A 24,236-nucleotide genomic window follows, 5' to 3' on the forward strand; every position below is an offset into this window, starting at 1 on the left:
TCTTACCTGATTCCGTGTGTCTTCATGTAGTGAAGCACATTCTTGTAATCTTTATTTGTATCGCTGAAGGTAGCGTAATTTTTTGCCGTGGCAAACCATTCAAGAGTTGTAGGATTACGATCTTTGGCTGACTTCAGCAAATCAGTATTGGACATTGGCTGAAGGGATCCTTGTTCAAGAGAACGCTCAATCGCTTTTGAGATAGCATCATCGATTACCTGTGTTAAATCAGCGCCTGAGAAATGGCCGGTAACCTTTGCTATTTTAGACAAATCAAGCTTATCCTGAGGCTTATTTTTTGTTTTGATTGAAAGAATCAGCTCACGTTCCTGCTCAGAAGGCGGCGGAATAAATAACAGCGAATTAAATCTTCCTGGACGGCGAAGGGCAGGATCCAGGTACCACGGGGTGTTCGTGGCTCCAATAATATATACCTGATCGTTAAAAGATTGGAGGCCGTCAAGCTCAACTAACAGCTGATTCACAAGCACACGGTCATGATGCTGGCTCATGCGGTGACGATTGCCTCCCAGCGCATCCAATTCATCAATAAATAGAACGCACGGTTTTTGCTCTCGTGCCTTTTCAAAAATATCATGCAAATTGTGTTCGCTTTGGCCTACATACATTGAGAGAATAGCTTGCAGCTCCAGGTGAATGAAGCTGGCATCGATTTCACCGGCTATCGCTTTAGCAAGGAAAGTCTTTCCGCATCCCGGAGGACCATACAACAGCAAGCTTCCCCCTCCGGTTTTTCCGTATGCCTGAAAAAACTCAGGAGATTGGATGGGCATGATAAAGTCCATGCGGATCCGCTTTTTGACATCCTCAAGACCCCCGACATCTTCAAACGTTTCCTTAGGCTGCAAGGTTTCTATTAAACTGTTTTTATCCTTATCAAACTGAATGACCTTCAAGTTTTTCCGTCTCTTGTCATCTCCAGAGCTCATGAGATCCCTCCTATAAAACATTCCTCTTTGATACTAGCAAAATATGAAACTTTTTCCAACATTTAAAAGGAGAGAGATGCGATTGGATGACAAAATTCAGGGGTGAAAAGCCTTTTTCTAGCTGCCTTCGGCCATTGCTCATCAGGAACCAGCCGACTATATTTGACATCACTAAACAGAGTGTGTATATTGTAAGTATAGAAATTATCTCGAATTCAAGATATTATTTGGAGGGATGAACATGCAGCCATTAAAAGGCATTCACCATGTATCGGCCATTACAGCTAAAGCACCTGAAAACTACGAGTTTTATACAAAGACGTTAGGTTTAAGATTGATAAAGAAAACCGTTAACCAGGATGATGTATCTGTTTATCATTTATTTTATGGAGATGAGAAGGGAAATCCGGGTACGGAGCTTACCTTCTTTGAAATTCCAAATGCAGGACGCGTGCATGAAGGGGTCAACAGTATATCGGCAACCTCGCTGCGTGTGCGAAATGATAAGGCACTAAGCTTTTGGAAACAAAGATTTGAAGAACATGATGTGGAACACGGCGAAATTGTTCATGCAGGATACCGCCAAACTTTGTCATTCAAGGACTTTGAAGGACAGCGCCTGATCTTGGTTTCTGATGAAAATAACGCTGGAGTTGCCGGAGGACAGCCTTGGGATAAAAGTCAGGTTCCAGCCGAGTTTGCCATCATTGGACTTGGACCTGTGAAGTTAACGGTAGCAGTTCCGGAGAGAACAATTGAAATTTTAACAGACATTCTGGGCTTTAGAGCAAAAGGAAGCTATCCATCCGACGTGCCTGGACAGCCTGAAATTTTAGTATTTGAAACAGGTGAAGGCGGATCAGGAGCAGAGGTTCACATTGAAGAACGCCTCGACCTTCCTCAAGAACGTCTCGGCCGCGGAGGCGTGCATCACGTTGCGTTCCGTGTGGACAATGAAGAGGAAATGCATAAATGGATTGAAAAACTGAAATCTGAGAGAATTCCAAGCTCAGGATTTGTAGACCGTTTTTATTTCCGTTCTCTGTACTTCAGAGAGCCGAATGGCATTCTGTTCGAGCTTGCAACAGATGGGCCAGGATTTGATACAGATGAAGAATTGAATCACTTAGGAGAGTCACTTGCCCTGCCGCCGTTCCTTGAAAACCGCCGTTCAGAAATTGAGGCGAAATTGAAGCCTTTGAATACAAAATTGAGCTAAAAAAAGCTGATCCGGGTGACGGATCAGCTTTTTGTCTTCTATCAGGGCAGCCATCAGCCATTTTTAGAATTTATCAGATAAAATCGGAATTATTACAGTCGAAATCCAAAGCTTTCAGCTGATTTCCTCATTAAGACTGAAACTGGGCTTCATAAAGCCTGCGGTACCCTTTCCCTTCTGCCATCAGTTCATCATGTGAACCCTGTTCAGCAATGCCCTCTTTATTTACCACAATGATTCTGTCTGCGTTCTTAATCGTTGCGAGCCTGTGGGCGATGACAAGTGTTGTCCTGCCTGCAGACAGCTTTGCCAGAGATTCCTGAATGGCTTTTTCCGTCTCGGTATCAAGGGCGGAGGTAGCTTCATCAAGTATAAGAATTGGCGGATTCTTAAGGAACATTCTTGCAATAGACAAGCGCTGCTTTTGTCCGCCGGATAATTTGACGCCGCGCTCTCCAATTACCGTATCAAGCCCGTTTGGAAGAGAAAAAATCAGTTCTTCTAATTGTGCATGCTTCGCTGCAAGCCTTATGTCATGCTCCGTTGCATCAAGCTTGCCATAAGCAATGTTTTCTCTCATCGTTCCGGAAAAAAGGAACACATCCTGCTGGACAATTCCGATTTGCCTCCGCAGAGAGTGAAGAGTCAAGTCGCGGATATCCGTGCCATCAATCATAATTCGGCCTTCGCTCACTTCATAAAATCGTGGAAGAAGACTGCATAGCGTCGTTTTCCCGGCGCCGGAAGGGCCTACAAATGCAACGGTCTCACCGGCATGAATCGTTAAATCAATTTCGTTTAATACATTGTCCTCATTCTGATAACCAAAGGATACACCTTCATAGCGAATATCCCCGGTAAATGATAAAGCGTCAGCTGCATCCGGTTTATCTTCAATGTCGGGTTCTGTATCAATCAATTCAATATAACGCTTAAATCCGGCGATTCCTTTCGGATAGCTTTCGATGATGGCGTTGATCTTTTCAATCGGACGGAAAAGAACATTCGTTAACAGGACAAAGCCGATAAACTCACCGTAGGAAAGCTCATTTTGAATCACGAACCAAGTGCCGCACACTAAGACAAACAGTGTGACAAGGCGCATAAGGAAGTAGCTGATTGATAAGTTCATAGCCATAATTTTATAAGCGAGCAGTTTTGATAAGCGGAAGCGCAGGTTGTTTTCCTGAAACTGGGCTTTCTCAAATCTTTCATTTCCGAAAGCCTGCACAACGCGAATTCCGCTGACGTTGTTTTCGACACGTGCGCTGAAATCAGCAACGTCTGTATAGAGCTGATGAATTGCACCTGTCATTTTATTATTAAAATAAATGGCAAGGAAAAGGAGGAATGGAATGACTAAGAATGTCAGCAGCGCGAGCTTTACATTTATAACAAGCATCACAGAAAAAGCTCCGATTAACGTCATCACAGCTATAAATAAATCTTCTGGGCTGTGATGGGCGAGTTCACCGATTTCCATTAAATCATTTGTAAGGCGTGAAATTAAATGACCGGTTTTCGTATTATCAAAAAAGCGAAAGGAAAGCTTTTGAATATGCTCAAACAGCTTTTTGCGCATATCGGTCTCTATGTTGATTCCAAGCATGTGCCCCCAGTAGGTGACAACGTATTGAAGGACTGTGTTTAAAATGTACAGCAAAAGCAATCCGGCGCATGCCCAGATAATCAGGTTCCAGTCTCCGCTTGGAAGGAGACGGTCAATAAAGGCGTTGACGACTAGCGGGAAGCCGAGCTCGAGAAGTCCGGCGATTACCGCACATGTAAAATCAATCAAAAATAACCCTTTATAAGGGCGGTAATAGGCGAAAAAACGCTTCAGCATGAAACCACTCTTTTCTTTACCATTTTCTATGATAAGTATAGCGACTGGCGCACTGTAAAAACAATGAAATTTTCACCGACTGGCATCTGGTCTTAATTAAACGTTTGTTTAATAATATAAAAGGGGTTTAAGTGGTTGTTTGCAGGGTATTTAATGGGGGATGAATGTTTCACAATCTCTTTAGGAGTGAAAAGATGATAACCAAATCTAAATACCTTTTAGAAAAAGAAGATATGACTAACCCTGAACTTGTTCCTGAATGGGTCATTCGTGAGTATGAAAATTTTCATAATGTAGTAACAGATAAAACCTTTCCATGCTATTTCGGGATGGCAGCCGAAAAAAAAGGAGAGCTCAGATATGCCTATGTTTCAAAGGAAGACTGGTCAAATCTTCCTGAAGCTCTGATTGCTTTCAAGCAATTATTTGATGATGCGAAAAGACTGATCCGCCACGGATTATTTGTTTTCGTGGAACCGGAAGAAGATGAAAAATCAATTCCTTATTACCGGGAGTATTTCTGGAACATTCTTCAATATCTTCATGACAATGACAAGGAACCCTGGCCTGAGGATTATCCTCATGATCCGGATCATCATCTTTGGGCGTTTTCTTTCGCAAATGAGGCTTACTTTGTTTTCGGAAACGCTCCATCATATAAACAGCGGAAAACGAGAGATCTGGGGAACAGCTTAGTGCTTGGTTTTCAGCCCCGACGCATCTTTGAAGGGTTAGAAGGTACCTCAGAAGGCGGAAGCATGTCACGTGAAAAGGTGATAGAGCGCGTTGAGAAGTGGGATCAGCTTCCAAAGCATCCGAACATCAGCCATTACGGAGATCCTGAACACAGAGAGTGGAAGCAATATTTTATCGGGGATGACATTCTGCCTATCCAAGGTAAATGTCCATTCCATCATGAAGCAATGAAAAAATAAAGAAGCTGCTTGTTGATCAAGCAGCTTTTTTGTATGCAAAAAGCTTTTCGCTATAAAAATATTGAAAATGGCTAATAAAACTCTAAAAACGGCTAGAAAAAATGGAATAATGGCTAATAAAGTTTGAGTTTTCGGTAATAACCTTGCAAAATCTTTTCTATGCATGCGATTATTTATGCTTATTTATAATTCTTAATATCTTTTAAAAGCACCCAGCATACAATCCCGATTGCAAAAAGAGACAGGCCGCAAATAAAGAGGACACGTCCTCCTCCAAATGCATCTGTAAAAAAGGAAGCGACAGCTAAGCCTGCAGGCGGAAGAACACTTGTGAGGGCACCAATCATTCCGAACACTCTGCCTTGCAGCTCGCTTGTTACTTCTAAACGAAGGATGACATTCACAAGCAGTGTACAAAAAGAAAACATGAAGCCTACCAATAGAATAAGCGGGATGCTCCATGCTGCGGAGTTTATTCCTCCAAGCAGCATGTAAAGCGGTCCAAGTCCTATCATGCTGCATATTATGAGGACACCCCGGTGCACCAGTTTTTTCCCTAAAAACATAATGAGTCCTGCACCTGCCATGTATCCAAGAGGAATGCTCGCCTCAATCAGTCCAAATTCAATTGGACTTGCCCTCCATTCTTTGATTGCCATAACCTGAATAATCATAAGAGAAGTTGTGAAAAACAAGATAAGGGTAGGAGAGAGAATAGTAATGGCTCTTGCAAACGGTTCTTTCCATATATAAGTGAAACCTGTCATAAAATCCTGCTTGAAACTAGTTTTAGCTGCAAACGCTGCCCGATGTTCAGGGAAATCCTTTACGATGACGACAAGAATAACGGATAAAAGAAACATAAACGCATCAATTAAGATAGCAGTGACACCGCCAAAAGCGGCCACGACGACTCCGCCTGCTGCAAATCCAAGAGTTCTTGCAATATTATCTGCAAGACTCATGGCTCCTGTGGCGGTTTGAATGTTTTCTTTCCCGACTACATCGATGAGGGAAGCGTTAAATGCCGGTGCTTTAAATAATCCTGATAAAGCAGTTAAAGCGGTTAAAAGTATGATGACCCAAAAAGGAGGCTGCACAGAAATCGCAGCTGCAAGCCCGATTACAAGCACGCACCGGATCAAATCCGAAATCCACATCATTTTTTTCCGGTTCATCCGGTCTGCTGCGGTCCCTGCAATGGAGGCAAAACAGGTGCTGACGAGAAGATGAGTAATTATTATCGCTGACATCAATGTCGCGCTGTCATACGTCTTCAATATCCAAATATTCAAGGCAATTGTTTGAAAGGTGCCTCCGAATATGGAGAGAGTATATGCAGCAAAAAGAGATAAAAAAGTACGGTTGCGCCACAAGCCGAGCTGCTTAATACCTGATTCTAACTGAACGGACTGAGGACTTTCCAAGGCTGTCAACCCCCTTCACTTAATCGTTTAAGCGATTGCGGCCATATGAAAGGCGCAGCGCAATAGGTGAAAACACTTAAACGTTTAAGTTAAGTTTACGTTCAACCCGCATACATGTCAATACAGCAAATTATCTTTCCGATGTAGTTTAACAAGCTGTGTTTAGTGATAAAGATAAGAAAAAGACGAATCCGTAAGAGGTGAGAGATATGTTTTCAGCATTTACGAAAAATTTCAGTAAACCTAAAGGATTTCTTGGTATCATCGCCGGCAAGATTATGGCTCTTGAAAATCAAAAAACTGCGCATTAAACCAGGTGATCATATATTAGAAATTGGATTTGGCCCGGGTTACAGCATGGGCTACATGCTTAAGAATTACCGCAGCATAAAGATTGATGGTGTTGAGGTATCAGACACAATGAAAGAGCAGGCTAAAAAAGCATTGCGAATCTGACATTGCAGAAGGGAGAGTTAAGCTCATGACAGCTGATGCAGAGAACGTTGAATTACGGCAGCGTTCCTATGATAAAATCCTTTCCGTTAATAACTATACAATTTGGAACGATCCCTGTGCAGGGTTGGAAAATATTACAAAATCCTTAAAACCGGGCGGAGCAATCGCCATTACCTTGCAGCCAAGAGAAGAGGATGCAAGCGCAGAAAAGACAAGAATGTTCGGCAGGCAGATACACGATGACTTGCTTGCATGCGGATATGAAAACATAAAAGTATCATATAAAAATGTCCGTCCCGAGCTTACAGTTTGCGTAACCGCCAGAAAAAAAGATGGTGCAGGATTAAGATAAATTTAAGATACCGTTTCATTCATCCTTGTTATAATAAAAAAAGGAAAAATAAGGATGATGATCGTGTGATAAACCGCAATAATATCGGTATGATTCTGTTTTTGACTGCCTGTGTCATGGCGATTTGCTATGTTTTTATCTTTAAAGATACTTCTTGCGGAATCTATATCAGAAGATTAGCCAGTATCCTCGGTTTGGCAGGATGTCTGCTTATACCTGGAACGGTAAAAAAAGGAGTGAAATAACATGAAACTTAAAACATTTATGTTTAAAGACGACGGCAGCATTCCAAATAATCCGGATTTGCCGCTTCTCGTTTACGAGGGAGCCTTTACTTCAACGGAACAATTCGAGTACATGATTCTGGAACACGGCTGGTCGGGAACATGGATAGATGGTGTTTATGACTACCATCATTATCACAGCACCACTCATGAAGTTTTAGGAGTTATAAGCGGGAAGGCAAAAATCCTTTTCGGCGGGGAAAACGGGACAGCTGTTGCTGTTAAACAAGGGGATGTCGCAGTCATTCCTGCTGGCGTTGGACATAAATGCATGGAAAAAAGCACAGATTTTCGAGTGATGGGAGCCTATCCGGATCAACAGGAAATGGATATGTGCACGGGAAAGAAAGAAGAGCGCCCAAAGGCATTGAAGCATATACAAAACGTGCCATTGCCTGAAAATGATCCTTTATTGGGCAAAGGCGGACCAATGTTTGATTATTGGAAGTAAAGCAGGCGAGCAGCCTGCTTTTATGCGCAAAAATAATCTTGAAACTGATTCCATATTAATTGACACCAAATCCAATCATCGTGTATTATATGTTTATAAGATTAAACATATAAACGCTTTAAAAGGTGGTTAAAATAAATGAATACTCAAGAACAAATTCAAGCTCTTCTCTCAAATCAAAGAGCTTACTTTTTAAAAGGAAACACAAGAAGCGTGCAGGGAAGATGTAATCAGCTCGAAAAGCTTCGTCTTACTATAAAGAAAAATGAACGTGCGATCATGGATGCATTGAAAAAGGATATAAACAAATCCGAGTTTGAAGCCTATTCAACAGAAATCGGTATCCTCCTTGAGGAAATATCCTTTTCACAAAAGAATCTAAAAAAATGGGCTGCTCCTAAAAAGGTAAAAACAGCAATGACCCACATCGGTACAACCGGGAAAATTGTTCCGGAGCCTTTTGGAACAGCGCTGATTATCGCACCTTGGAATTATCCGTTTCAGCTGGCATTATCGCCTTTAATCGGAGCGATTGCCGCAGGAAACACAGCGGTTTTGAAACCATCTGAATTTGCTCCAAACGTGTCTAAACTTTTGAAAGACCTTGTAGAAGAAACCTTTCCATCAGAACTTGTTGCAGTGATTGAAGGAGGAATCGAAACGAATCAAGTGCTGCTCGCCAAGAAATTCGATGTAATTTTCTTTACGGGAAGTGTGCCGGTCGGGAAAATCGTTATGGAGGCAGCATCCAAGCATCTTACTCCCGTTACCTTGGAGCTTGGCGGAAAAAGCCCTTGTATAGTGCACAAAGATGCTGATTTAAAGCTTTCTGCAAAAAGAATTGCGTTCGGAAAGTTTACAAATGCGGGTCAAACCTGTATCGCCCCAGACTATCTGCTTGTTCACAGCGAAATAAAGAAAGAATTTTTATCTTTGCTTCAAGCTGAAGTAACAGAAATGTTCAGTGAGGACCCGCTTTTAAATGAAAATTACAGCAGGATGATCAGCGAGAAGCACTTCGACCGCTTAACGGAATTTTTCTCAGATGGCAAGGCTATTTTTGGCGGAAAAGCGGATCGTGATTCTTTAAAAATTGCTCCAACGATTTTAGATGAGGTAAATGCGGATGCTGCTGTTATGCAGGAAGAGATCTTCGGTCCGATTTTCCCGGTTATGGAATATACCGATTTAGATCAGACCATTACTTTTATTCAAGACCGCCCTAAACCACTAGCTCTCTACTTATTTACTTCAAGTAAACAGACTGAGCAGCAGATTATTGGACAGGTTTCCTTTGGCGGAGGGTGCATAAACGATACACTGATGCATATTGCCACGCCGCATCTTCCGTTTGGCGGAGTGGGGGAAAGCGGAATGGGAAATTATCACGGCAAGTACAGCTTTGAAGCCTTCTCACATTACAAAAGTGTTCTTCACCAAACAACAAAATTTGATTTCAGTTTCAGATATCCTCATGCAAAAAATGGGCTGAAATTAATAAGAAAATTGCTTAAATAAAAGACAGCAGCGAACTGGACAAAGGTTCGCTGTTTTTTTAACAAAAAAGTGATTACTCACTTTACAAAACGCTTATTATCGAATACAGTATAAATGAGTGATTACTCACTTCTATTTAGGAGGCATTTAAATGAACGAAATGAGCATCGAACTCCAATCTGTTTCAAAATCATTCGGTAAAAAGGAAGTAATAAAAGATGTTTCATTTTCAGTAGGCAAGGGGGAAATCTTTGGCCTGCTCGGACCTTCAGGGTCAGGAAAAACAACCTTAATTAAAATGATAGTTGGAATTGAAGAAGCAAGCATCGGGGATGCGAACGTTTTAGGAGTAAAAATGCCGGACTTAAAATCTCTTCAAAAAATCGGATTTATGGCGCAGTCAGATGCTCTTTACGGAGAGCTTACCGGAAAAGAAAATATAGCTTTTTTCGCAGCTCTCAGCGGTTTAAAAGGAAAAAAGAAAAAAGAGAGAATTCAGTATGTGATGGATCTTGTTAACCTTTCTGAGCATGCATCGAAACGGACAGGAGATTATTCAGGGGGAATGAAGCGACGACTGTCGCTTGCAATCGCCATGCTTCATGAGCCTCAAATCCTTGTGCTTGATGAGCCGACGGTGGGAATCGATCCAATCCTGCGCCAGTCGATTTGGGAGGAGCTTAAAAACATCAGGCGTACAGGAACGACGATTGTTGTCACAACGCATGTGATGGACGAAGCTGAAAAATGTGACAGGATTGGTTTCATTCGCGAAGGAGTCCTGATCGCCTCGGGAACTCCAGAGCAATTGAAATCAGAAACGATGTCACACACCATTGAAGAAGCATTTTTAGCATATGGGGGTGCTAAACAATGAGGGTACTTGCGATTGTGACACGTATCATTCAGCAATTTTTCCGGGATAAGCGGACGCTTGCGCTGATGTTGATTGCTCCGTTATTTATTCTGACTCTGATGAACTTTATTTTTGACAGTGAAGCCTATTCACCTAAAATTGGCTTGCACGGAGCTCCGGAGCAATTGGTGACAGTTCTCGGGGAGAACGATAGTAAAGTCATAGAATACGATGAAAATGAACCGGAAAAATGGATAAAAGCAGACAGCCTGGATGCCTTTATCTCTTTCAATAAAGGAAATCAAGAGATTACATTAGAAGGCTCAGATCCGAGTGTAAGCCGGGCAGTGCTGGGTCTGCTCCAAAAAAGCGGCCAGCCGGATCAACAAGCACAGCCATCTGTGAGCTATTTGCATGGATCAGAAGATATGACCTCCTTTGATTACATCGGTCCAGTTCTTATTGGTGTATTTATCTTTTTCTTTGTTTTTCTGATTGCAGGCGTTTCATTTCTGCGTGAGAGAACAAGCGGGACATTGGACCGGATCATGGCGACTCCGCTTAAACGCTGGGAACTGGTTCTTGGGTATGTGATCGGATTTGGTATTTTTACTACCTTTCAGGCCATTTTGATTTCGGCCTTCTCCATAAGTGTGCTGGACATGATGATGGAAGGCCCTTATTTCTATGTACTGCTAATTACGTTTCTGCTTGCCATGACTTCTTTGACTCTCGGAACCTTGCTGTCTACGTTTGCTAATAACGAGCTGCAGATGTTTCAATTCATCCCGCTCGTCATTGTGCCGCAAGTGTTCTTTTCAGGTCTTTTTAAACTGGAAACGATGGCGGAGTGGCTGCAGTCCATCAGTTATGCCATGCCGCTTAAATACGGCGCAGAAGCTCTGCAGGGGATCATGATTAAAGGTTATGGGTGGGAGGAAATTGCACAGGATGTCTATATTCTGCTTGGTTTTTCCCTGGCTTTTCTGATTCTGAATATCTTCGCTTTGAAAAAGGTGAGAAGGCTGTAATGCTTATGTTCTCTTTTTCATTCAAGAACGCACGATCCGACTACTTGCACAAAGTCTCTTCTGAAATCATCAAAAACCACGATGTAATTGGAATAGAAGATTTGCAAGTAACCAATATGCTGAAAAACCATAGATTGGCCAAAGCCATTAGCGAGTTCTCAACTTTGTTCAAGTTGTGGACACCAAAACAAAGCCGTTAAGAATCTCGTCTTGCGTGAATGGGATTGCCATTCTTGTGGCACTCATCACGATAGAGATCTTAACGCAGGACTGAACCTTAGAAACGAAGCCATTCGTATCTTAACCGCAGGAACTGTGGAGATACCTAATCAATTAGAAATCGATTGGTTTCTGTACTTAGGAATCCCCCGCTTCAAGGAGCGTTAGCGAGTAAGTGGCGGGTTCAAAATAGGGACATAGATGAATGAGGAGTTTTAAAAGATGAGAAATCAATTTTCCATTGAAGAGCTGTTGAAGCTGACAGATGAAGATGTAAAGATGAGTGAAAAACAAAAAAAGGTAGTGGAAGCTGCCATTGAAATATTTGCAGATAAAGGCTTTGCAGCAGCATCAACAAGCGAAATTGCTAAAAAAGCGGGAGTAGCAGAGGGGACGATTTTCCGTCATTATCAAACGAAAAAAGATCTGTTGTTTGCGATCGTTATGCCGACCATAACGAAATTCATTGCCCCGTTTTTAGTGAGAAATTTTCTTCAGGATGTGACGAAGCAAAATCATCAGGACGTTGAACAAATGCTGAGATACATTCTTGAAAACCGCTACGAGTTTATAAAGAAAAATCACCCTGTCATCAAGATTTTGCTTCAGGAAGTTTTTTTTCATGAAGAGTTCAGGGGGGAGCTTCGAAAGGTCGTTGAGGAACATGCAGTTGAGAAACTGAAGCAGCTGATCACGCACTTCCAGAAAAAAGGTGAGATGATTGACATTCCGCCTGAAACAGTTCTGAGGATGATCGTTACGACGATTATGGGATTCCTGATCGGAAGATTCATCATTCTGCCTGATCTGAACTGGGACGATGAAGCGGAAAAAGAATATACGATCCAGTTTCTTCTGCATGGACTGATGAAGAAGTAAGGCTGCTCATAGAATGAGCGGCTTTTTTATTTTGCCTTATGAAAAAACAGAGTCCAGTTCTTGGACTCTGTCAGACTTGCCGGGAATCTTTGAATTTCGGATAGCCTATAATAATAGCAACAATACCCATAACGGCAATTAAGAATGGGTAATAAGAGAATGGCAGGATATCAGCTGGTGAAATCTTTGCAAATTGTGCCGCAGTAAGCATTTGAGCACCGTAAGGAATTAAACCCTGTATACTGCAAGAGAAAATATCCAAAAGGCTGGCAGATTTACGTTTATCAATCTTATACTTATCTGCCATATCTTTTGCAAGCGGACCTGCTGCAATAATAGAGATAGTATTATTCGCTGTCGCAAGGTTTGTCGTGCTTACAAGACCGGCAATGGCAAATTCTGCTCCTTTTTTAGAAGAAATTCTTCTTGTCATTGCTTCTAAAATAAAGTGAATGCCGCCATTTCGCTTAATTAATTCAACCATACCGCCGATCAAGAGTGAAAGAATGACTAATTCGGCCATCCCCATAATACCATCTGCTATTTTCTGAAGAAAAGCCGTTAACGTATAGCTGCCATCAGAAAGGCCGATGACTCCGCTAAGCAGGATACCTCCACTTAAAACAATGATGACATTTATTCCAAGAAGAGCTGTTACAAGAACGGCTATATAAGGCAGCATTTTAAGGAAACTGAATTCTCCAGGAGAAACAGGAGATTGATTGCCGAGAGTCATCACAATTAAGACAGCACAAGTAATGATGGCAGCCGGCAAAACTATGAAGAAGTTTACCTTGAACTTATCTCTCATTTCCGTCTGCTGTGTTCGAACTGCAGCAATTGTTGTATCCGATATAAAAGACAGGTTGTCCCCGAACATCGCACCGCCAATAACAGCAGCCATAGCAAGAGCTATTGAAATATCAGCTTCTGCACTGATGCCAACGCCAATTGGAGCAAGTGCAGCAATTGTTCCCATTGAAGTTCCCATTGCAAGTGAAATAAAAGCTCCAATGATAAATAATCCAGCAATCAAAAAGCTTTGCGGCAAAAATGAAAGCGCAAGATTGACTGTAGATTCAACTGCTCCCATCCCTTTTGCCACTTCTGAGAAAGCTCCGGCCAGGATGAATATAAAGACCATGATCATCAAATCAAGATGTCCTGCCCCTTTAGCGAAATTCTCAACCTTCGCTGTGAACGTCTCTTTACGATTCATCATAAGAGCTGCACCGGATGCAATAATAATTGCAACAAGAATCGGCATCTTATAAAAATCGCCTGTTATAATACCAGACCCTACAAATAGGGCAAGAAATATGATTAACGGCAATAATGCCAGTCCATTTCCTTTTGTCTCCATGTGTACCAGTACCACCTTTCTTATTATAAAAAAAAGATCTCTTCTAAAGCAGAAGAGATCTTAAATCCGGAATGGAATAAACCTCTTCTTATCTTTCAAGCACGCGGCTTGCTGGAATTGGCACAGCACTCAGATATTCTGAGTCCGCTGCCGAGGCGTCACAGGGCCAGTCCCTCTGCCTCTCTTAATAAGAAGATATATTGTGTTTTTAAAAAATGACCTTTTCTACATTAAGGGGTTATTGTATAAAAGTCAAATGGTAGATTTAACAAATATTTTTTTCGAAATTGTTTGAATTTACCGTCATCAGTGGAATAAAATAAACTGTATAGTCGGTTTTAAGGAGGTGTAAAGGTGGCTCCAATTGTTTCAGATGAATATAAGGAAAAAAAGAAACGCCATATCCTGGATAGTGCCCTTAAGGCTTTTGGAGAAAAAGGATTTCAGCTTGCAACAATAGACGATATTGTAGCTGAATCTGGGTTAAGTAAAGGCGCAATCTACAACTATTTTAAAAGCAAGGAAGAAATTTACCTTCAGCTGATGCAGATGCGGACAGAGCAGAATATCGCCAAACTGAAAAGAAGTTTTCAAGAGAGAGGGACTGCAAAAGAAAAACTTCACCAGTTTTTCAAAAGCTATGCAGAAATTGAGCTATCTCAACAGTGGCAGAAAATGATCGGTGTTCACCTTGAATTCTGGATTCATTCAGGCCGTGATGAAGAACTTAAGAAAGTCATGACAGACCGGTATGACAACGTTTATCAAGTACTGCTTGTTGAGATCATTGAAGAAGGCATAAGACAGAATGAATTCAACAAAGAGACGGATCCATCGCTCATATCTTCTATGGTATGGGGAACCATAGACGGCATTTGTCTTCACTATTCAGTGATAGGCGGGTATTACCCTTATCAAAAACAAATCCGTGCTTTAGAAGAAATGATCTTCATGTACTTAGAAAAGAGGGGATCTGCATGAGGTTTTTACAAGGAGAAAATGTATACCTGCGTCCTTTTAGAAAAGAAGACTTTGAGGTGGCGCTGAAGCGATGAAATTAATCCTTGAGCATGGCTTTCACAATTCAGGATTATACCGGTAGGGCTAAATGTTTATCACTACAACTCAAGAGTAAAAGGCTCCTATGAGAAATTAGGCTTTAAGCAGGAAGGCGTTATCTGGAGAGAGCTTTTTTATGATGGGGAGTTTCACGACAATAATGAGAAATGGGGTACGGTATGATCACAATTAAGAGATTGTCTCAATGTACGCTTGAAGAAGCTTTAACCGCATGGAATAAAGGTTTTGAGGGATATTATTTTGATATGACGCTGTCCCTTGAGAATTTTTTTAACCGAATGGTGCTTGAAAATCTTTCGCCGGCATTATCTGTTGTAGCTTTTCACGATTCAGAGCCGGTTGGACTGGTTCTGAATGGAATCAGAACCATAGACGGCAAAAAAATAGCATGGAATGGCGGTACAGGTGTTGCTCCTAAATACCGAAGCAAAGGGGTCGGGGTAAAGCTGATGGAAGAGGTTTTGTCTCTTTATGAAAAAGAAAATGTAGACACAGCTACTCTTGAAGCCGTCTCTCATAATGATCGTGCGATAAAGCTTTATGAAAAAATGGGCTATCAGGTTGTCGACCGGATTGCACACCTTGGTCTTTCAGCTCCTCTAAAGTTCGAAGAACCAAAAGGCGGATTCCGTGTCCAGGTTAAAAAGCCGAGGGACGTACAGGATGTCTCTTTTTATAACAAGCTGATGCCCTGGCAGGTGCAGTGGCAGAACATAAGGGACGGTGAATCCATTCATGCATTAGACGAAAAGGGTGAAACCATTGGCTTTGCCCTGTCAAAACGGAAATATGATGATGATGGAACGCTATCAAGCATCCTTTTATTTCAATGTGAGGCACACCCTGAACATCAAGAGAAAGAAGCTGTTCTGCGCACGCTGCTTCATGAAGCATTTGCATTTTCATACACAGAAGAGATTCACAGGACGGCTGTCAATCTATCGAAATCCAATCAGTTGGTCCATGAAATCTTAGAAAAAGAGGGTTTCATTGAAAAAGCGGAGCAAGTGTTTATGATCAAAGAGATGTCTGCATAGAATTCATTCATTTACAAACCCTATGAAAAAGAAGGCTCTTTTCTAAAAGATTGTTGCTTTTCATTTGTCTTTTGTTTATTAAATCGCTCCCTAACGGAAAAACTTCGAAAGATTATAAAGAAAAGAGCACGATATGATCCTGATAAACAGGAAATTGAAAACAACAATTTTTGCGAACACAGCCAAAAAGAAAGAAGGGATTGTAAAAATGAAGAGCTGGCTGAACATCTTGCTGATTTTCTGTTTGGCAGGAAGTACGACCGCGTTTTCTGTTCATGCTCATGCAGAAACCAAAGTTCTTTCTTATGAAGAGTACGGAAGAATTGCTATGCGCAAGACCATGGAAAAATACCCTGGTGCTCAAATCACAGATTACCTGCACGTAGGCAAAAAGAGAAAAACAGAAACTTCAATCGAAACGTTCAAGCTTACGCTGAAGGAAAAGAATAAAACGTTTCAAGTGCTTGTTTTAGTTGAATATAATGAAAAGACGAAAAAAGTGGTCAAGGTTACATTTGAGAAAATATCATAAAACAGGCGATCCCGTTAAGGGATCGTCTTTTTCATTTAAGATCTGACCCATTTTTTCTAAAAAAAGGATGCAGTCATTGACAATGATTTACATTAAGGTATATAGTTAATTACATAAGTAACTAACTAACTAACAAGTGAACCGAAAGAGGGGTCATATGAATCCATTTTTAGATACCGACAGGCCAATATTTCAGCAAATAGCGGAACAGATAGAAGATGACATCATCAATGGCATGGTTCAGGAAAGAGAAAAAATTCCATCAACAAATGAGTTTGCGGCACATTATCAAATTAATCCGGCAACAGCGGCAAAAGGAATCAATCAATTAGTGGAGAAAGGCATTCTTTTCAAGAAGAGAGGGATTGGAATGTTTGTAGCTGAAGGGGCAAAGGGGAAGCTGGTTCAAAAGCGTAAAGAGCAATTTTATGAAGCATTTATTTTGCCGCTGAAATCTGAAGCGGCAAAACTGAATATCAGTGTAAACGACTTAAAAGAAATGCTTGAAAAGGGGAGCGGCCTTAATGAAAGTTAACATTAGCGGATTAACGAAGGTCTATGGCAAAAAAAGAGCGCTTGACGGCATTACCCTGCAGCTTGAAGAAAATAAGATTTACGGACTGCTGGGCAGGAATGGAGCCGGTAAAACAACATTGATGCAAATTCTTGCCGGGCAGATTATGCCTACTGGGGGATCAGTCTTGATTAATAACCAAAAGCCTTTTGAAAATCAAGAAATAACGGAGTCAATCTGTTTGATCAATGAAAGCGAAAATTTTAAAAAAGGGTTAAAGATAAAAGATATCTTTAAAATTGCAAATTACTTTTATCCAAATTGGAGCCGGGAAACAGCTGAAAAACTGCTTGAGGATTTTTATCTGAATGAAAATATGAAAATCAAAACTTTATCAAAGGGAATGGAATCTGCGCTGGGCATAACAGTTGGTCTTGCAAGCAGATCGCCGATTTCGATATTTGATGAGCCGTATATCGGACTTGATGCAGCAGCCAGAAGTAAGTTTTATGATTTGCTTTTGGAAGAGTACGAAGAATATCCGCGGACATTTATTTTATCCACTCATTTAATAGACGAAATCAGCCGGCTGCTGGAAGAAGTGCTGATTGTATCTGAAGGCAGGCTGCTGATGCAGAAAAATACAGATGAACTAAGAGAGGAATCATTTGTGGTCAATGGATCTTCAGCCGCCGTTTCAGAATTTGTAAAAAACAAAAACGTGGTTTACCGCAAATCATTTGGAAGTATGGAACACGCCGTCTTATACGGAGAAAACCGCATGGAAGCTAATGAGGCTGGATTGCAGGTTGAACATGTGCCGGTTCAGGATTTAATGGTTTATTTAACAGCAAAACCGAAAGGCGGGGTTTCTGCATGATGAGACAATGTCGCGGAATCTTACTGTTTGAAGTATTGGATATTCGAAATTCACTCACGATTTTCTGGACCATCCTGTTCAGCTGCATGGCTCTTTCCTTTGGCATTCAGCTTTCAACTGGAGGGAATCTGACGGTCTCAAGCGGAATAGCGGTTTATATTTTCAGTGCCACTGCCGGGTTTCTGACTGTAAAAGAAACGTATCCGTTCAGCATCAAAATTGGGTCAACCAGAAAAAATTATTATGCAGCCACGAGTCTCTTTCTCCTTTTGCTTGCTATATTTATGGCAGCTGCGCATACTCTTTTGATCATGGTGCTTGAAGGAATGGAATCAAGTATGGTTCGAGCAGATCTGAAGATTTTTTACTTTGCAAAGATTCTTGGTGATGAAAATCTGTATCTAGTTAATTTCTTTATTGACGGCGCTATCTGTTTTTTCTTATTGTCCGGCTTCTTTTTGCTTGGCAGTTTGTTTTACCGCTTTGGTTTAATAGGGGGATATGCCGCGATTGGATTGGCGGCTGTCCTTCTGTTCATTCCAGTTGTCCGCGACGAGTTTATCAAACTTGTTTTTGAGTTTGGAGGCGATCAGGCCCTTCAGTATTTTGCTTATTTGTTTGGAATCGGCGGGGTCTTCCTTGCAATAGGCTGGTTTGTATTGATAAAAGCTGCCGCAAAGACAGTTTCATCTCGATAATTAACTTTAAAAGCAGGCTAAAACCATGGCTTGCTTTTTTTTTTAGTATATAACTTGATTTCCATTTAATAGATTATAATAAAAGGAACACGTATATATATTAAAAGGGGAAACGAAAAGGTGAACAAGAAAAAATGGATTTTGCTCAGTATTTTGATCGTCGTGGTCATGATCCTTTTGCCGCTAAGCCTATCTCTTTTATTCGCATTAATTACTGCGCTCTTACTGGAAGGGGCTGTGCAAAGGCTGCAAAAACACTTGAATTTTGGACGCGGTCTTGCCGTTTTTGCCGCATTTACAGCCTATGTTGCACTGCTGGGGATGATTGGCTACTTTACAGTTAAAGTTGTTTTTGATCAATTTGTTGCATTTGCATCGAGTCTCCCTGAAATCATTAAAGAGGTTTATGCAAGCATCATTCAGCCCACTTTAACGAAATGGGAACAAGTGCAGGAAACCATTCCAGGAGGAGTTGTTCAATCACTTGAGGAATCGTTTACAGCTGGACTTAAATCGTTTGAAGAAGGCGTGAATGGTTTTTTAAACAGCTTGCTTGATTTTATCGCCTTTCTTCCTGGTTTAATGTTTGAAATCCTGATTTATCTAATCGCATTATATTTATTCAGCCTTGAGCTTCCGCGATTAAAAAGGATGATTGCAGACAGTTTAACCGAGAAAACGAAAGAGAAACTCACTCTTGTCCTGGAAGAATTAAATAAAGCAGGTATTGGGTTTGTAAAAGCGCAGATTTTTTTAAGTGCCCTGACTTTCGTGATGGCGTTTGCAGGTCTTTCCATCCTGGGAGTTCCCTACACAGTGGTCTTGTCTCTCCTGATTGTCATTGTGGATATTCTCCCGATACTCGGCACAGGATCTTTCCTCGTTCCATGGGCAATTTACGCATTTTTTCAAAATGACCAAGCATTATCAATTGGGCTGGTGATTCTCTTTTTAGTCATCACTGTGGTCAGAAGAGTCATTGAACCTAAAATCTTTTCAAGCAGTATGGGCATTACACCTTTAGCGGCGCTGATCAGCCTGTTCATAGGATTTAAGCTCCTTGGATTTATCGGTTTATTCGCTGGACCGGCGCTTGTCATTGTCTTTGACACACTTCGTAAAGCCCGCATGATTCGAACGGACTTTAAATTCTAACCCGAGAGTACAGGAACGATCATGCTGTTTTCTTTATAGAAAATACAAAGCAGAGGGAGCAAATATGAAGGAATTCATTTATTCACTTTTAGAGGTTCTGGCTGATTTAGGCTATTACGGAATTGCTCTGGGTTTAATGGTTGAGGTTATTCCAAGTGAAATTGTTCTGGGGTATGGCGGCTATTTAATCTCTCTTGGACAAATTAAGTTTACGGGAGCGGTTGTTGCCGGAGTGATAGGTGGAACGCTTGCACAAGTTTTCCTTTATTGGATGGGGTATTATGGCGGAAGACCCTTTCTTGAAAAGTTCGGAAAATTTTTATTTATTAATAAACATCATTTGGATCTATCAGAGGCCTGGTTTGAAAAATATGGTGCCGGGGTTGTTTTTACAGCAAGATTCATTCCGGTTGTGAGACATGCCATTTCCATTCCTGCTGGAATCGGAAAGATGCCGTTATGGAGATTCACTATTTATACTGTTGCTGCCATGATTCCATGGACCATTTTCTTTTTGTACTTAGGGATTCAGCTCGGCACGAATTGGACCGAGATTAAATATGCTGCTGAGCCATATATTATTCCGATTGTCATTATTATGGCGCTTGCAGGTATCGGCTACTATCTTGTAAAACGCAATGATCCGCGCACAAAAAGGATTTAAGAGTTAAACAAACGTTTGATTGGATGAGATAAGACAGTAATTTAGCGTATTGATGTCAAGCTGCATCGCCCAACTTCACGGCCAAAACAATTCCGGCAAAAGGTAAACCCGGACTTTTCTGTCTGCCGGGCTAAACGGGCGATTCCGCATTTCTTATGTATGAGGCACAGGATTAAGGCTATAAATAATAACATAATTCTAGCGGGGAGGCTGGTTACATGTTCAGCAGCTACAGCAAGCTTGCAACGGAAGTTTATGATATTGATAAGCCGGTCGGCCATTCTTTTGGAGACATCGAATATTACCGTGAGCGTCTCAAGGACGTAAAAGGACGTATTTTAGAGCCGGGTGCCGGTTCAGGAAGAATCTTTATTCCTTTGCTTCAGGATGGGCTGAAAATCGAAGGAATCGATCAATCAAAAGACATGCTCGAGTCATGCAAAAAGCGCTGCGAGGAGAGGGGGCTGACTCCAGTCCTGCAGGAAATGGGAATGAGCGAAATGAAACTCCCCCGCACCTTCGAGGCGATTATCATTCCAGCAGGGACGTTTTTGCTGATTGAAGACAGAAAGCAATCCATTTTGGCGCTTAAGAATTTTTACGATCATCTGGCTGCAGGCGGCCGTCTGATTCTTGATTTGTATCTTCAGCCTGATACTGCTCTAAATGAAGTCAAGACGAAAACTTGGGTTACACCCGAACAGAACGTTATTACAATGGAATCAAAGCGGGTGGAAGTGAATTACCTTGAGCAGTATTCGGTAAGCTATTTGAAATATGAAAAGTGGCAGGATGGGAAGCTGATTGACACTGAACTGCAGAGGTTTGCGATGAGATGGTACGGTGTACGTGAATTTAAATTAGTTTTAGAGCGGCTTGGATTTACAGACATTGTGATATCAGCTGATTATACATATGGAAAAGAACCCGTGCATGCGGAGCAAACCATTACGTTTGAAGGAAGAAAACCAGAAAGCACATACTCATGAAGAGTGTGTGCTTTCTGGTTTCGCTTTTCTTTTTTCTTCCACAAGCGGCATGACTTCTGCTGAGAATCGTTCCATTTCCTCTAGCTGCGGAGAGAATTGCAGCAGAAGCAAGTCGAGTCCGGCATCTTCATACTGAATAATCTTATCTGCAATCTGCTCAGGCGTTCCGATTAGATTCGGTCGCAATCCGCGATTTGAGACAGAGTAATCATAAAGCTCGAGCTTTTGTTCAAGCTGGGATTTTGTTGTGAAATCTTTATATCCCGCATAAGCTGATGATTCCTTAATATCCGTGATTCTTGCTAGCTCCTCCTGAACTTCAGCATCCGTATCTCTGCACACAATGTAAGCAGCCATTCCAAAGGATTGAAACGGTGTGCCTTCAGCAGATGCTCTTAACCTCTTCATCTCATCAATCTTGCTTCTGATTTCATCAACCGTTCCGCCGTGCATAACATAGGCATCACAATGTCTGGCAATGGTTTCTTTTCCGCGGGGGCTTTCGCCGCCTGCATAAAGAATCGGATTCGGCTTTTGCACAGGCTTTGGATAGAGATGTGTATGGCTGAACTGATAGAAATCACCTTGATAGGTGAAGGTTTCTTTTTCCCACAGCCCTTTTAATACTTGGATGAATTCCTCGGTCCGGTCATATCTTGCATCATGCTCAGTAAAAATTCCGCCATATTGCCGTGCTTCTTCTTCCCACCAGGCTGATACGACGTTTAAGGTGAATCTGCCATTGCTGATGTGATCGATGTTGGCTGCCATTTTTGCTGTGACCGCGGGATTATGAAAACCGGGTCTTACTGCGGTCATGATTTCAATCTTGTCTGTCACTGCTGCAAGTGCGGCAGCTGTGGTCCATGCTTCGAGGGAATCGTGCTCAGGTCCTTTAATATCATTTAAGTAAAGCTCGGCAATCAAGCTTGTATCATAACCCCATTTTTCCGCCTTCTGAATGACCTCTTGTGCATAAGCGTAGGTCGGGGGCATATTCTCATTTTCCACATTCCGAAGCCATCCGCCGAAGATCGGCAGCCAAAATCCGTATTTCATCAATAAAACACTCCTCTCTTTCCGCATAAAAAAAGCCTCTCTTGTGTAAGAAGAGAGGCAGAATCTGCTATTTTCAGTTCCATCTCATCTGTCAAACATAACGTTTGCTGGAATTGGCACGGTTTCTGTTAAGATCCGTTGCCGAGGCTTCAAAGGGCCATGTCCCTCCACCTCTCTTGATAAGAAAGCATATGAAATTAGTTGTATCATAAATAAAATTGTTTAATCTGTCAATTCTAAAAATTCAGCCGAGATTTTCTTGCAGGAATTCAGTTACTTGCTCCGGCGATTTTGCATTAGCGCTGTGAAGATGCCCGAGTTTTTCTCCGTTTTTGAAGATCAGAATGCTTGGGATGCCCATTACCTGATAAGTTTCTGCAAGTTCTGGGAACTCGTCTTTATTGATTTCGTACCAATCATATTTAGAATAAGCCCCAATGATTTCATCAATAAACATATTCATTCTAGTACAGTCAGGGCACCAGTCTGCGAAAAATTTGATTAGCACCTCTTGATCTTGGGTAATTAACTCTTGAAACTGTTTTTTGGATGTAATTTGCTTCATGATCATGCCTCCTTGCTTTTATTTTAATACATAATGAGGATTTTGCATTCACGAATTGCTTATGCATGTCAAAATAAACTTTTTAAAGAGCTCTGGTCAACCGCAAACCGCGCTGAATGGAATAGGGAATTTGGTGTTCGCAAATAGCTGTTGATTTGTTACATGGGTGTGGAAAGTGCCTGCTGGATCCCCGGAACAGCCTAAAACCTGATTTAGGGGAATCATAAGTCCTGTTTGGGTCTCCAGAACAGGCCAAAACCTGATTTAGGGAATCATAGGTCCTGTATGAGTCCCCCGAACAGTCCAAACCCTGAATTAGGGGAATCAAAGAGCTAGTATGAATCCCCCGAACAGTCCAAACCCCGATTTAGGGGAATCAAAGAGCCAGTTTGAGTCCCCCGAACAGTCCAAACCCCGATTTAGGGGAATCAAAGAGCCAGTTTGAATCCTTAGAACAGCCCAAAACCTGATTTAGATGAATCAAAGAGCAGTTTGAGTCCCCAAAACAGCTCAAACCCTGATTTAGGGGAATCAAAGAGCCAGTTTGAGTCCCCCGAACAGTCCAAACCCTGATTTAGGGGAATCATAGGTCCTGTATGAGTCCCCCGAACAGGCCAAACCCTGATATAGGGGAATCAAAGAGCCAGTTTGAGTCCCCAGAACAGCCGAAACCCCGATTTAGGGGAATCAAAGAGCCAGTATGAGTCCCCCGAACAGTCCAAACCCCGATTTAGATGAATCAAAGAGCAGTTTGAATCCCCCGAACAGTCCAAACCCCGATTTAGGGGAATCAAAGAGCCAGTTTGAATCCTTAGAACAGCCCAAAACCTGATTTAGATGAATCAAAGAGCAGTTTGAGTCCCCAAAACAGCTCAAACCCTGATTTAGGGGAATCAAAGAGCCAGTTTGAGTCCCCCGAACAGGCCAAACCCTGATTTAGGGGACTCATAGGTCCTGTATGAGTCCCCAAAACAGTCCAAAACCCGATTTAGGGGAATCATAGGTCCTGTATGATTCCCCAAAACAGCCCAAAACCTGATTTAGGGGAATCAAAGAGCCAGTTTGAGTCCCCCGAACAGGCCCAAACCCAATTTAGGGGAATCAAAGAGCCAGTATGAATCCCCCGAACAGGCCCAAACCCAATTTAGGGGAATCAAAGAGCCAGTATGAATCCCCCGAACAGCCCAAACCCCGATTTAAGGGAATCAAAGACTCTGTATGAATCCCAGAAACAGTCCAAAACCTGATTTAGGGGAATCAAAGAGCCAGTATGAGTCCCCAGAACAGCCCAAACCCCA

General features: G+C 41.8%; 25 protein-coding genes, 1 pseudogene and 2 riboswitches. Of the genes and pseudogenes, 20 read left to right on the plus strand and 6 right to left on the minus strand.

What is annotated here, in order from left to right:
• Positions 1–2: 2 nt before the first annotated feature.
• Positions 3–950: an ATP-binding protein gene (locus tag LIT25_01270; GenBank protein USK34102.1), complete on the minus strand. Its 948-nt coding sequence runs from the start codon at positions 948–950 to the stop codon at positions 3–5.
• A 235-nt stretch (positions 951–1,185) separates the two neighbouring features.
• On the opposite strand from LIT25_01270, the gene LIT25_01275 reads away from it, so the two are divergent.
• The gene (locus LIT25_01275; GenBank protein ID USK34103.1) at positions 1,186–2,169 is read left to right on the plus strand and encodes a ring-cleaving dioxygenase; all 984 of its coding nucleotides are present in this window, start codon (positions 1,186–1,188) and stop codon (positions 2,167–2,169) included.
• 130 nt (positions 2,170–2,299) lie between these two features.
• Here the strand turns inward: LIT25_01275 and LIT25_01280 are convergent, their stop codons facing one another.
• Positions 2,300–4,015, minus strand: coding sequence for an ABC transporter ATP-binding protein/permease (locus tag LIT25_01280; protein USK34104.1), 1,716 nt, complete (start codon positions 4,013–4,015; stop codon positions 2,300–2,302).
• 194 nt (positions 4,016–4,209) lie between these two features.
• On the opposite strand from LIT25_01280, the gene LIT25_01285 reads away from it, so the two are divergent.
• Complete coding sequence (locus LIT25_01285) at positions 4,210–4,950, plus strand: YqcI/YcgG family protein (protein ID USK34105.1); 741 nt, start codon at positions 4,210–4,212, stop codon at positions 4,948–4,950.
• A gap of 179 nt (positions 4,951–5,129) precedes the next feature.
• On the opposite strand, the gene LIT25_01290 is transcribed toward LIT25_01285, so the two are convergent.
• Positions 5,130–6,377, minus strand: a complete 1,248-nt coding sequence (locus LIT25_01290) for an MFS transporter (GenBank protein ID USK34106.1) — start codon at positions 6,375–6,377, stop codon at positions 5,130–5,132.
• Positions 6,378–6,662: 285 nt separating this feature from the next.
• Here LIT25_01290 and LIT25_01295 point away from each other — a divergent pair, with 285 nt between their 5' ends.
• From LIT25_01295 to LIT25_01335, 9 genes and pseudogenes are all read left to right on the plus strand, one after another.
• Positions 6,663–6,833, plus strand: coding sequence for a class I SAM-dependent methyltransferase (locus LIT25_01295; GenBank protein USK34107.1), 171 nt, complete (start codon positions 6,663–6,665; stop codon positions 6,831–6,833).
• 1 nt (position 6,834) lies between these two features.
• On the plus strand, positions 6,835–7,185 hold the full coding sequence (locus LIT25_01300) for a class I SAM-dependent methyltransferase (protein ID USK36113.1): 351 nt from the start codon (positions 6,835–6,837) through the stop codon (positions 7,183–7,185).
• Between the two features lie 65 nt (positions 7,186–7,250).
• Positions 7,251–7,430, plus strand: coding sequence for a hypothetical protein (locus tag LIT25_01305; protein ID USK34108.1), 180 nt, complete (start codon positions 7,251–7,253; stop codon positions 7,428–7,430).
• A gap of 1 nt (position 7,431) precedes the next feature.
• Complete coding sequence (locus LIT25_01310) at positions 7,432–7,920, plus strand: cupin domain-containing protein (GenBank protein USK34109.1); 489 nt, start codon at positions 7,432–7,434, stop codon at positions 7,918–7,920.
• Positions 7,921–8,058: 138 nt separating this feature from the next.
• Entirely contained in the window at positions 8,059–9,438 is a 1,380-nt protein-coding gene (locus tag LIT25_01315) for an aldehyde dehydrogenase (GenBank protein USK34110.1), read from the plus strand.
• Positions 9,439–9,577: 139 nt separating this feature from the next.
• The gene (locus LIT25_01320) at positions 9,578–10,294 is read left to right on the plus strand and encodes an ABC transporter ATP-binding protein (protein USK36114.1); all 717 of its coding nucleotides are present in this window, start codon (positions 9,578–9,580) and stop codon (positions 10,292–10,294) included.
• Positions 10,291–11,304, plus strand: coding sequence for an ABC transporter permease (locus LIT25_01325; protein ID USK34111.1), 1,014 nt, complete (start codon positions 10,291–10,293; stop codon positions 11,302–11,304). The genes LIT25_01320 and LIT25_01325 overlap by 4 nt, the downstream gene beginning before the upstream one ends.
• Positions 11,305–11,330: 26 nt before the next feature.
• Positions 11,331–11,691, plus strand: a pseudogene (locus LIT25_01330) (transposase).
• Positions 11,692–11,745: 54 nt separating this feature from the next.
• On the plus strand, positions 11,746–12,402 hold the full coding sequence (locus LIT25_01335) for a TetR/AcrR family transcriptional regulator (protein USK34112.1): 657 nt from the start codon (positions 11,746–11,748) through the stop codon (positions 12,400–12,402).
• Positions 12,403–12,472: 70 nt separating this feature from the next.
• On the opposite strand, the gene LIT25_01340 is transcribed toward LIT25_01335, so the two are convergent.
• On the minus strand, positions 12,473–13,765 hold the full coding sequence (locus tag LIT25_01340) for a Na+/H+ antiporter NhaC family protein (protein USK34113.1): 1,293 nt from the start codon (positions 13,763–13,765) through the stop codon (positions 12,473–12,475).
• A gap of 85 nt (positions 13,766–13,850) precedes the next feature.
• Positions 13,851–13,959: riboswitch (SAM riboswitch) on the minus strand.
• 160 nt (positions 13,960–14,119) lie between these two features.
• Here LIT25_01340 and LIT25_01345 point away from each other — a divergent pair.
• The 9 genes from LIT25_01345 (at position 14,120) to LIT25_01385 (ending at position 21,314) form a co-directional block, all read left to right on the plus strand.
• Positions 14,120–14,746, plus strand: coding sequence for a TetR/AcrR family transcriptional regulator (locus LIT25_01345; GenBank protein USK34114.1), 627 nt, complete (start codon positions 14,120–14,122; stop codon positions 14,744–14,746).
• A 257-nt stretch (positions 14,747–15,003) separates the two neighbouring features.
• The gene (locus LIT25_01350; protein ID USK34115.1) at positions 15,004–15,882 is read left to right on the plus strand and encodes a GNAT family N-acetyltransferase; all 879 of its coding nucleotides are present in this window, start codon (positions 15,004–15,006) and stop codon (positions 15,880–15,882) included.
• A gap of 154 nt (positions 15,883–16,036) precedes the next feature.
• Complete coding sequence (locus LIT25_01355) at positions 16,037–16,414, plus strand: YqzG/YhdC family protein (GenBank protein ID USK34116.1); 378 nt, start codon at positions 16,037–16,039, stop codon at positions 16,412–16,414.
• A gap of 157 nt (positions 16,415–16,571) precedes the next feature.
• A complete protein-coding gene (locus LIT25_01360; GenBank protein USK34117.1) occupies positions 16,572–16,949 on the plus strand; it encodes a GntR family transcriptional regulator in 378 nt (125 codons plus the stop codon).
• Positions 16,939–17,808: an ABC transporter ATP-binding protein gene (locus LIT25_01365; GenBank protein USK34118.1), complete on the plus strand. Its 870-nt coding sequence runs from the start codon at positions 16,939–16,941 to the stop codon at positions 17,806–17,808. The genes LIT25_01360 and LIT25_01365 overlap by 11 nt, the downstream gene beginning before the upstream one ends.
• On the plus strand, positions 17,805–18,506 hold the full coding sequence (locus LIT25_01370) for a hypothetical protein (protein USK34119.1): 702 nt from the start codon (positions 17,805–17,807) through the stop codon (positions 18,504–18,506). The genes LIT25_01365 and LIT25_01370 overlap by 4 nt, the downstream gene beginning before the upstream one ends.
• Before the next feature lie 120 nt (positions 18,507–18,626).
• Entirely contained in the window at positions 18,627–19,661 is a 1,035-nt protein-coding gene (ytvI, locus tag LIT25_01375) for a sporulation integral membrane protein YtvI (protein USK34120.1), read from the plus strand.
• A gap of 64 nt (positions 19,662–19,725) precedes the next feature.
• On the plus strand, positions 19,726–20,325 hold the full coding sequence (locus LIT25_01380) for a DedA family protein (protein ID USK34121.1): 600 nt from the start codon (positions 19,726–19,728) through the stop codon (positions 20,323–20,325).
• A gap of 218 nt (positions 20,326–20,543) precedes the next feature.
• Entirely contained in the window at positions 20,544–21,314 is a 771-nt protein-coding gene (locus LIT25_01385) for a class I SAM-dependent methyltransferase (GenBank protein USK34122.1), read from the plus strand.
• On the opposite strand, the gene LIT25_01390 is transcribed toward LIT25_01385, so the two are convergent.
• Both LIT25_01390 and LIT25_01395 read right to left on the minus strand, forming a co-directional pair.
• Positions 21,309–22,373: an LLM class flavin-dependent oxidoreductase gene (locus LIT25_01390; protein USK34123.1), complete on the minus strand. Its 1,065-nt coding sequence runs from the start codon at positions 22,371–22,373 to the stop codon at positions 21,309–21,311. The two genes, LIT25_01385 and LIT25_01390, sit on opposite strands and share 6 nt — an antisense overlap.
• A gap of 81 nt (positions 22,374–22,454) precedes the next feature.
• A riboswitch (SAM riboswitch) is annotated at positions 22,455–22,559 on the minus strand.
• Between the two features lie 58 nt (positions 22,560–22,617).
• The gene (locus tag LIT25_01395; protein USK34124.1) at positions 22,618–22,938 is read right to left on the minus strand and encodes a thioredoxin family protein; all 321 of its coding nucleotides are present in this window, start codon (positions 22,936–22,938) and stop codon (positions 22,618–22,620) included.
• Positions 22,939–24,236: the final 1,298 nt, after the last annotated feature.

Source organism: Bacillus sp. F19 (genome assembly GCA_023823795.1).
Lineage (GTDB): Bacteria > Bacillota > Bacilli > Bacillales > Bacillaceae > Bacillus_P.

What these genes read in the sequence shown, in the direction of transcription:
- LIT25_01335 (USK34112.1), top strand. Translation starts at nt 11,746, where the DNA reads ATGAGAAATCAATTTTCCATTGAAGAGCTGTTGAAGCTGACAGATGAA.
- LIT25_01380 (USK34121.1), top strand. Translation starts at nt 19,726, where the DNA reads ATGAAGGAATTCATTTATTCACTTTTAGAGGTTCTGGCTGATTTAGGC.
- LIT25_01360 (USK34117.1), top strand. Translation starts at nt 16,572, where the DNA reads ATGAATCCATTTTTAGATACCGACAGGCCAATATTTCAGCAAATAGCG.
- LIT25_01385 (USK34122.1), top strand. Translation starts at nt 20,544, where the DNA reads ATGTTCAGCAGCTACAGCAAGCTTGCAACGGAAGTTTATGATATTGAT.
- LIT25_01315 (USK34110.1), top strand. Translation starts at nt 8,059, where the DNA reads ATGAATACTCAAGAACAAATTCAAGCTCTTCTCTCAAATCAAAGAGCT.
- LIT25_01395 (USK34124.1), bottom strand. Translation starts at nt 22,938, where the DNA reads ATGAAGCAAATTACATCCAAAAAACAGTTTCAAGAGTTAATTACCCAA.
- LIT25_01270 (USK34102.1), bottom strand. Translation starts at nt 950, where the DNA reads ATGAGCTCTGGAGATGACAAGAGACGGAAAAACTTGAAGGTCATTCAG.
- LIT25_01350 (USK34115.1), top strand. Translation starts at nt 15,004, where the DNA reads ATGATCACAATTAAGAGATTGTCTCAATGTACGCTTGAAGAAGCTTTA.
- LIT25_01370 (USK34119.1), top strand. Translation starts at nt 17,805, where the DNA reads ATGATGAGACAATGTCGCGGAATCTTACTGTTTGAAGTATTGGATATT.
- LIT25_01365 (USK34118.1), top strand. Translation starts at nt 16,939, where the DNA reads ATGAAAGTTAACATTAGCGGATTAACGAAGGTCTATGGCAAAAAAAGA.
- LIT25_01390 (USK34123.1), bottom strand. Translation starts at nt 22,373, where the DNA reads ATGAAATACGGATTTTGGCTGCCGATCTTCGGCGGATGGCTTCGGAAT.
- LIT25_01325 (USK34111.1), top strand. Translation starts at nt 10,291, where the DNA reads ATGAGGGTACTTGCGATTGTGACACGTATCATTCAGCAATTTTTCCGG.
- LIT25_01340 (USK34113.1), bottom strand. Translation starts at nt 13,765, where the DNA reads ATGGAGACAAAAGGAAATGGACTGGCATTATTGCCGTTAATCATATTT.
- LIT25_01280 (USK34104.1), bottom strand. Translation starts at nt 4,015, where the DNA reads ATGCTGAAGCGTTTTTTCGCCTATTACCGCCCTTATAAAGGGTTATTT.
- LIT25_01285 (USK34105.1), top strand. Translation starts at nt 4,210, where the DNA reads ATGATAACCAAATCTAAATACCTTTTAGAAAAAGAAGATATGACTAAC.
- LIT25_01310 (USK34109.1), top strand. Translation starts at nt 7,432, where the DNA reads ATGAAACTTAAAACATTTATGTTTAAAGACGACGGCAGCATTCCAAAT.
- LIT25_01320 (USK36114.1), top strand. Translation starts at nt 9,578, where the DNA reads ATGAGCATCGAACTCCAATCTGTTTCAAAATCATTCGGTAAAAAGGAA.
- LIT25_01275 (USK34103.1), top strand. Translation starts at nt 1,186, where the DNA reads ATGAACATGCAGCCATTAAAAGGCATTCACCATGTATCGGCCATTACA.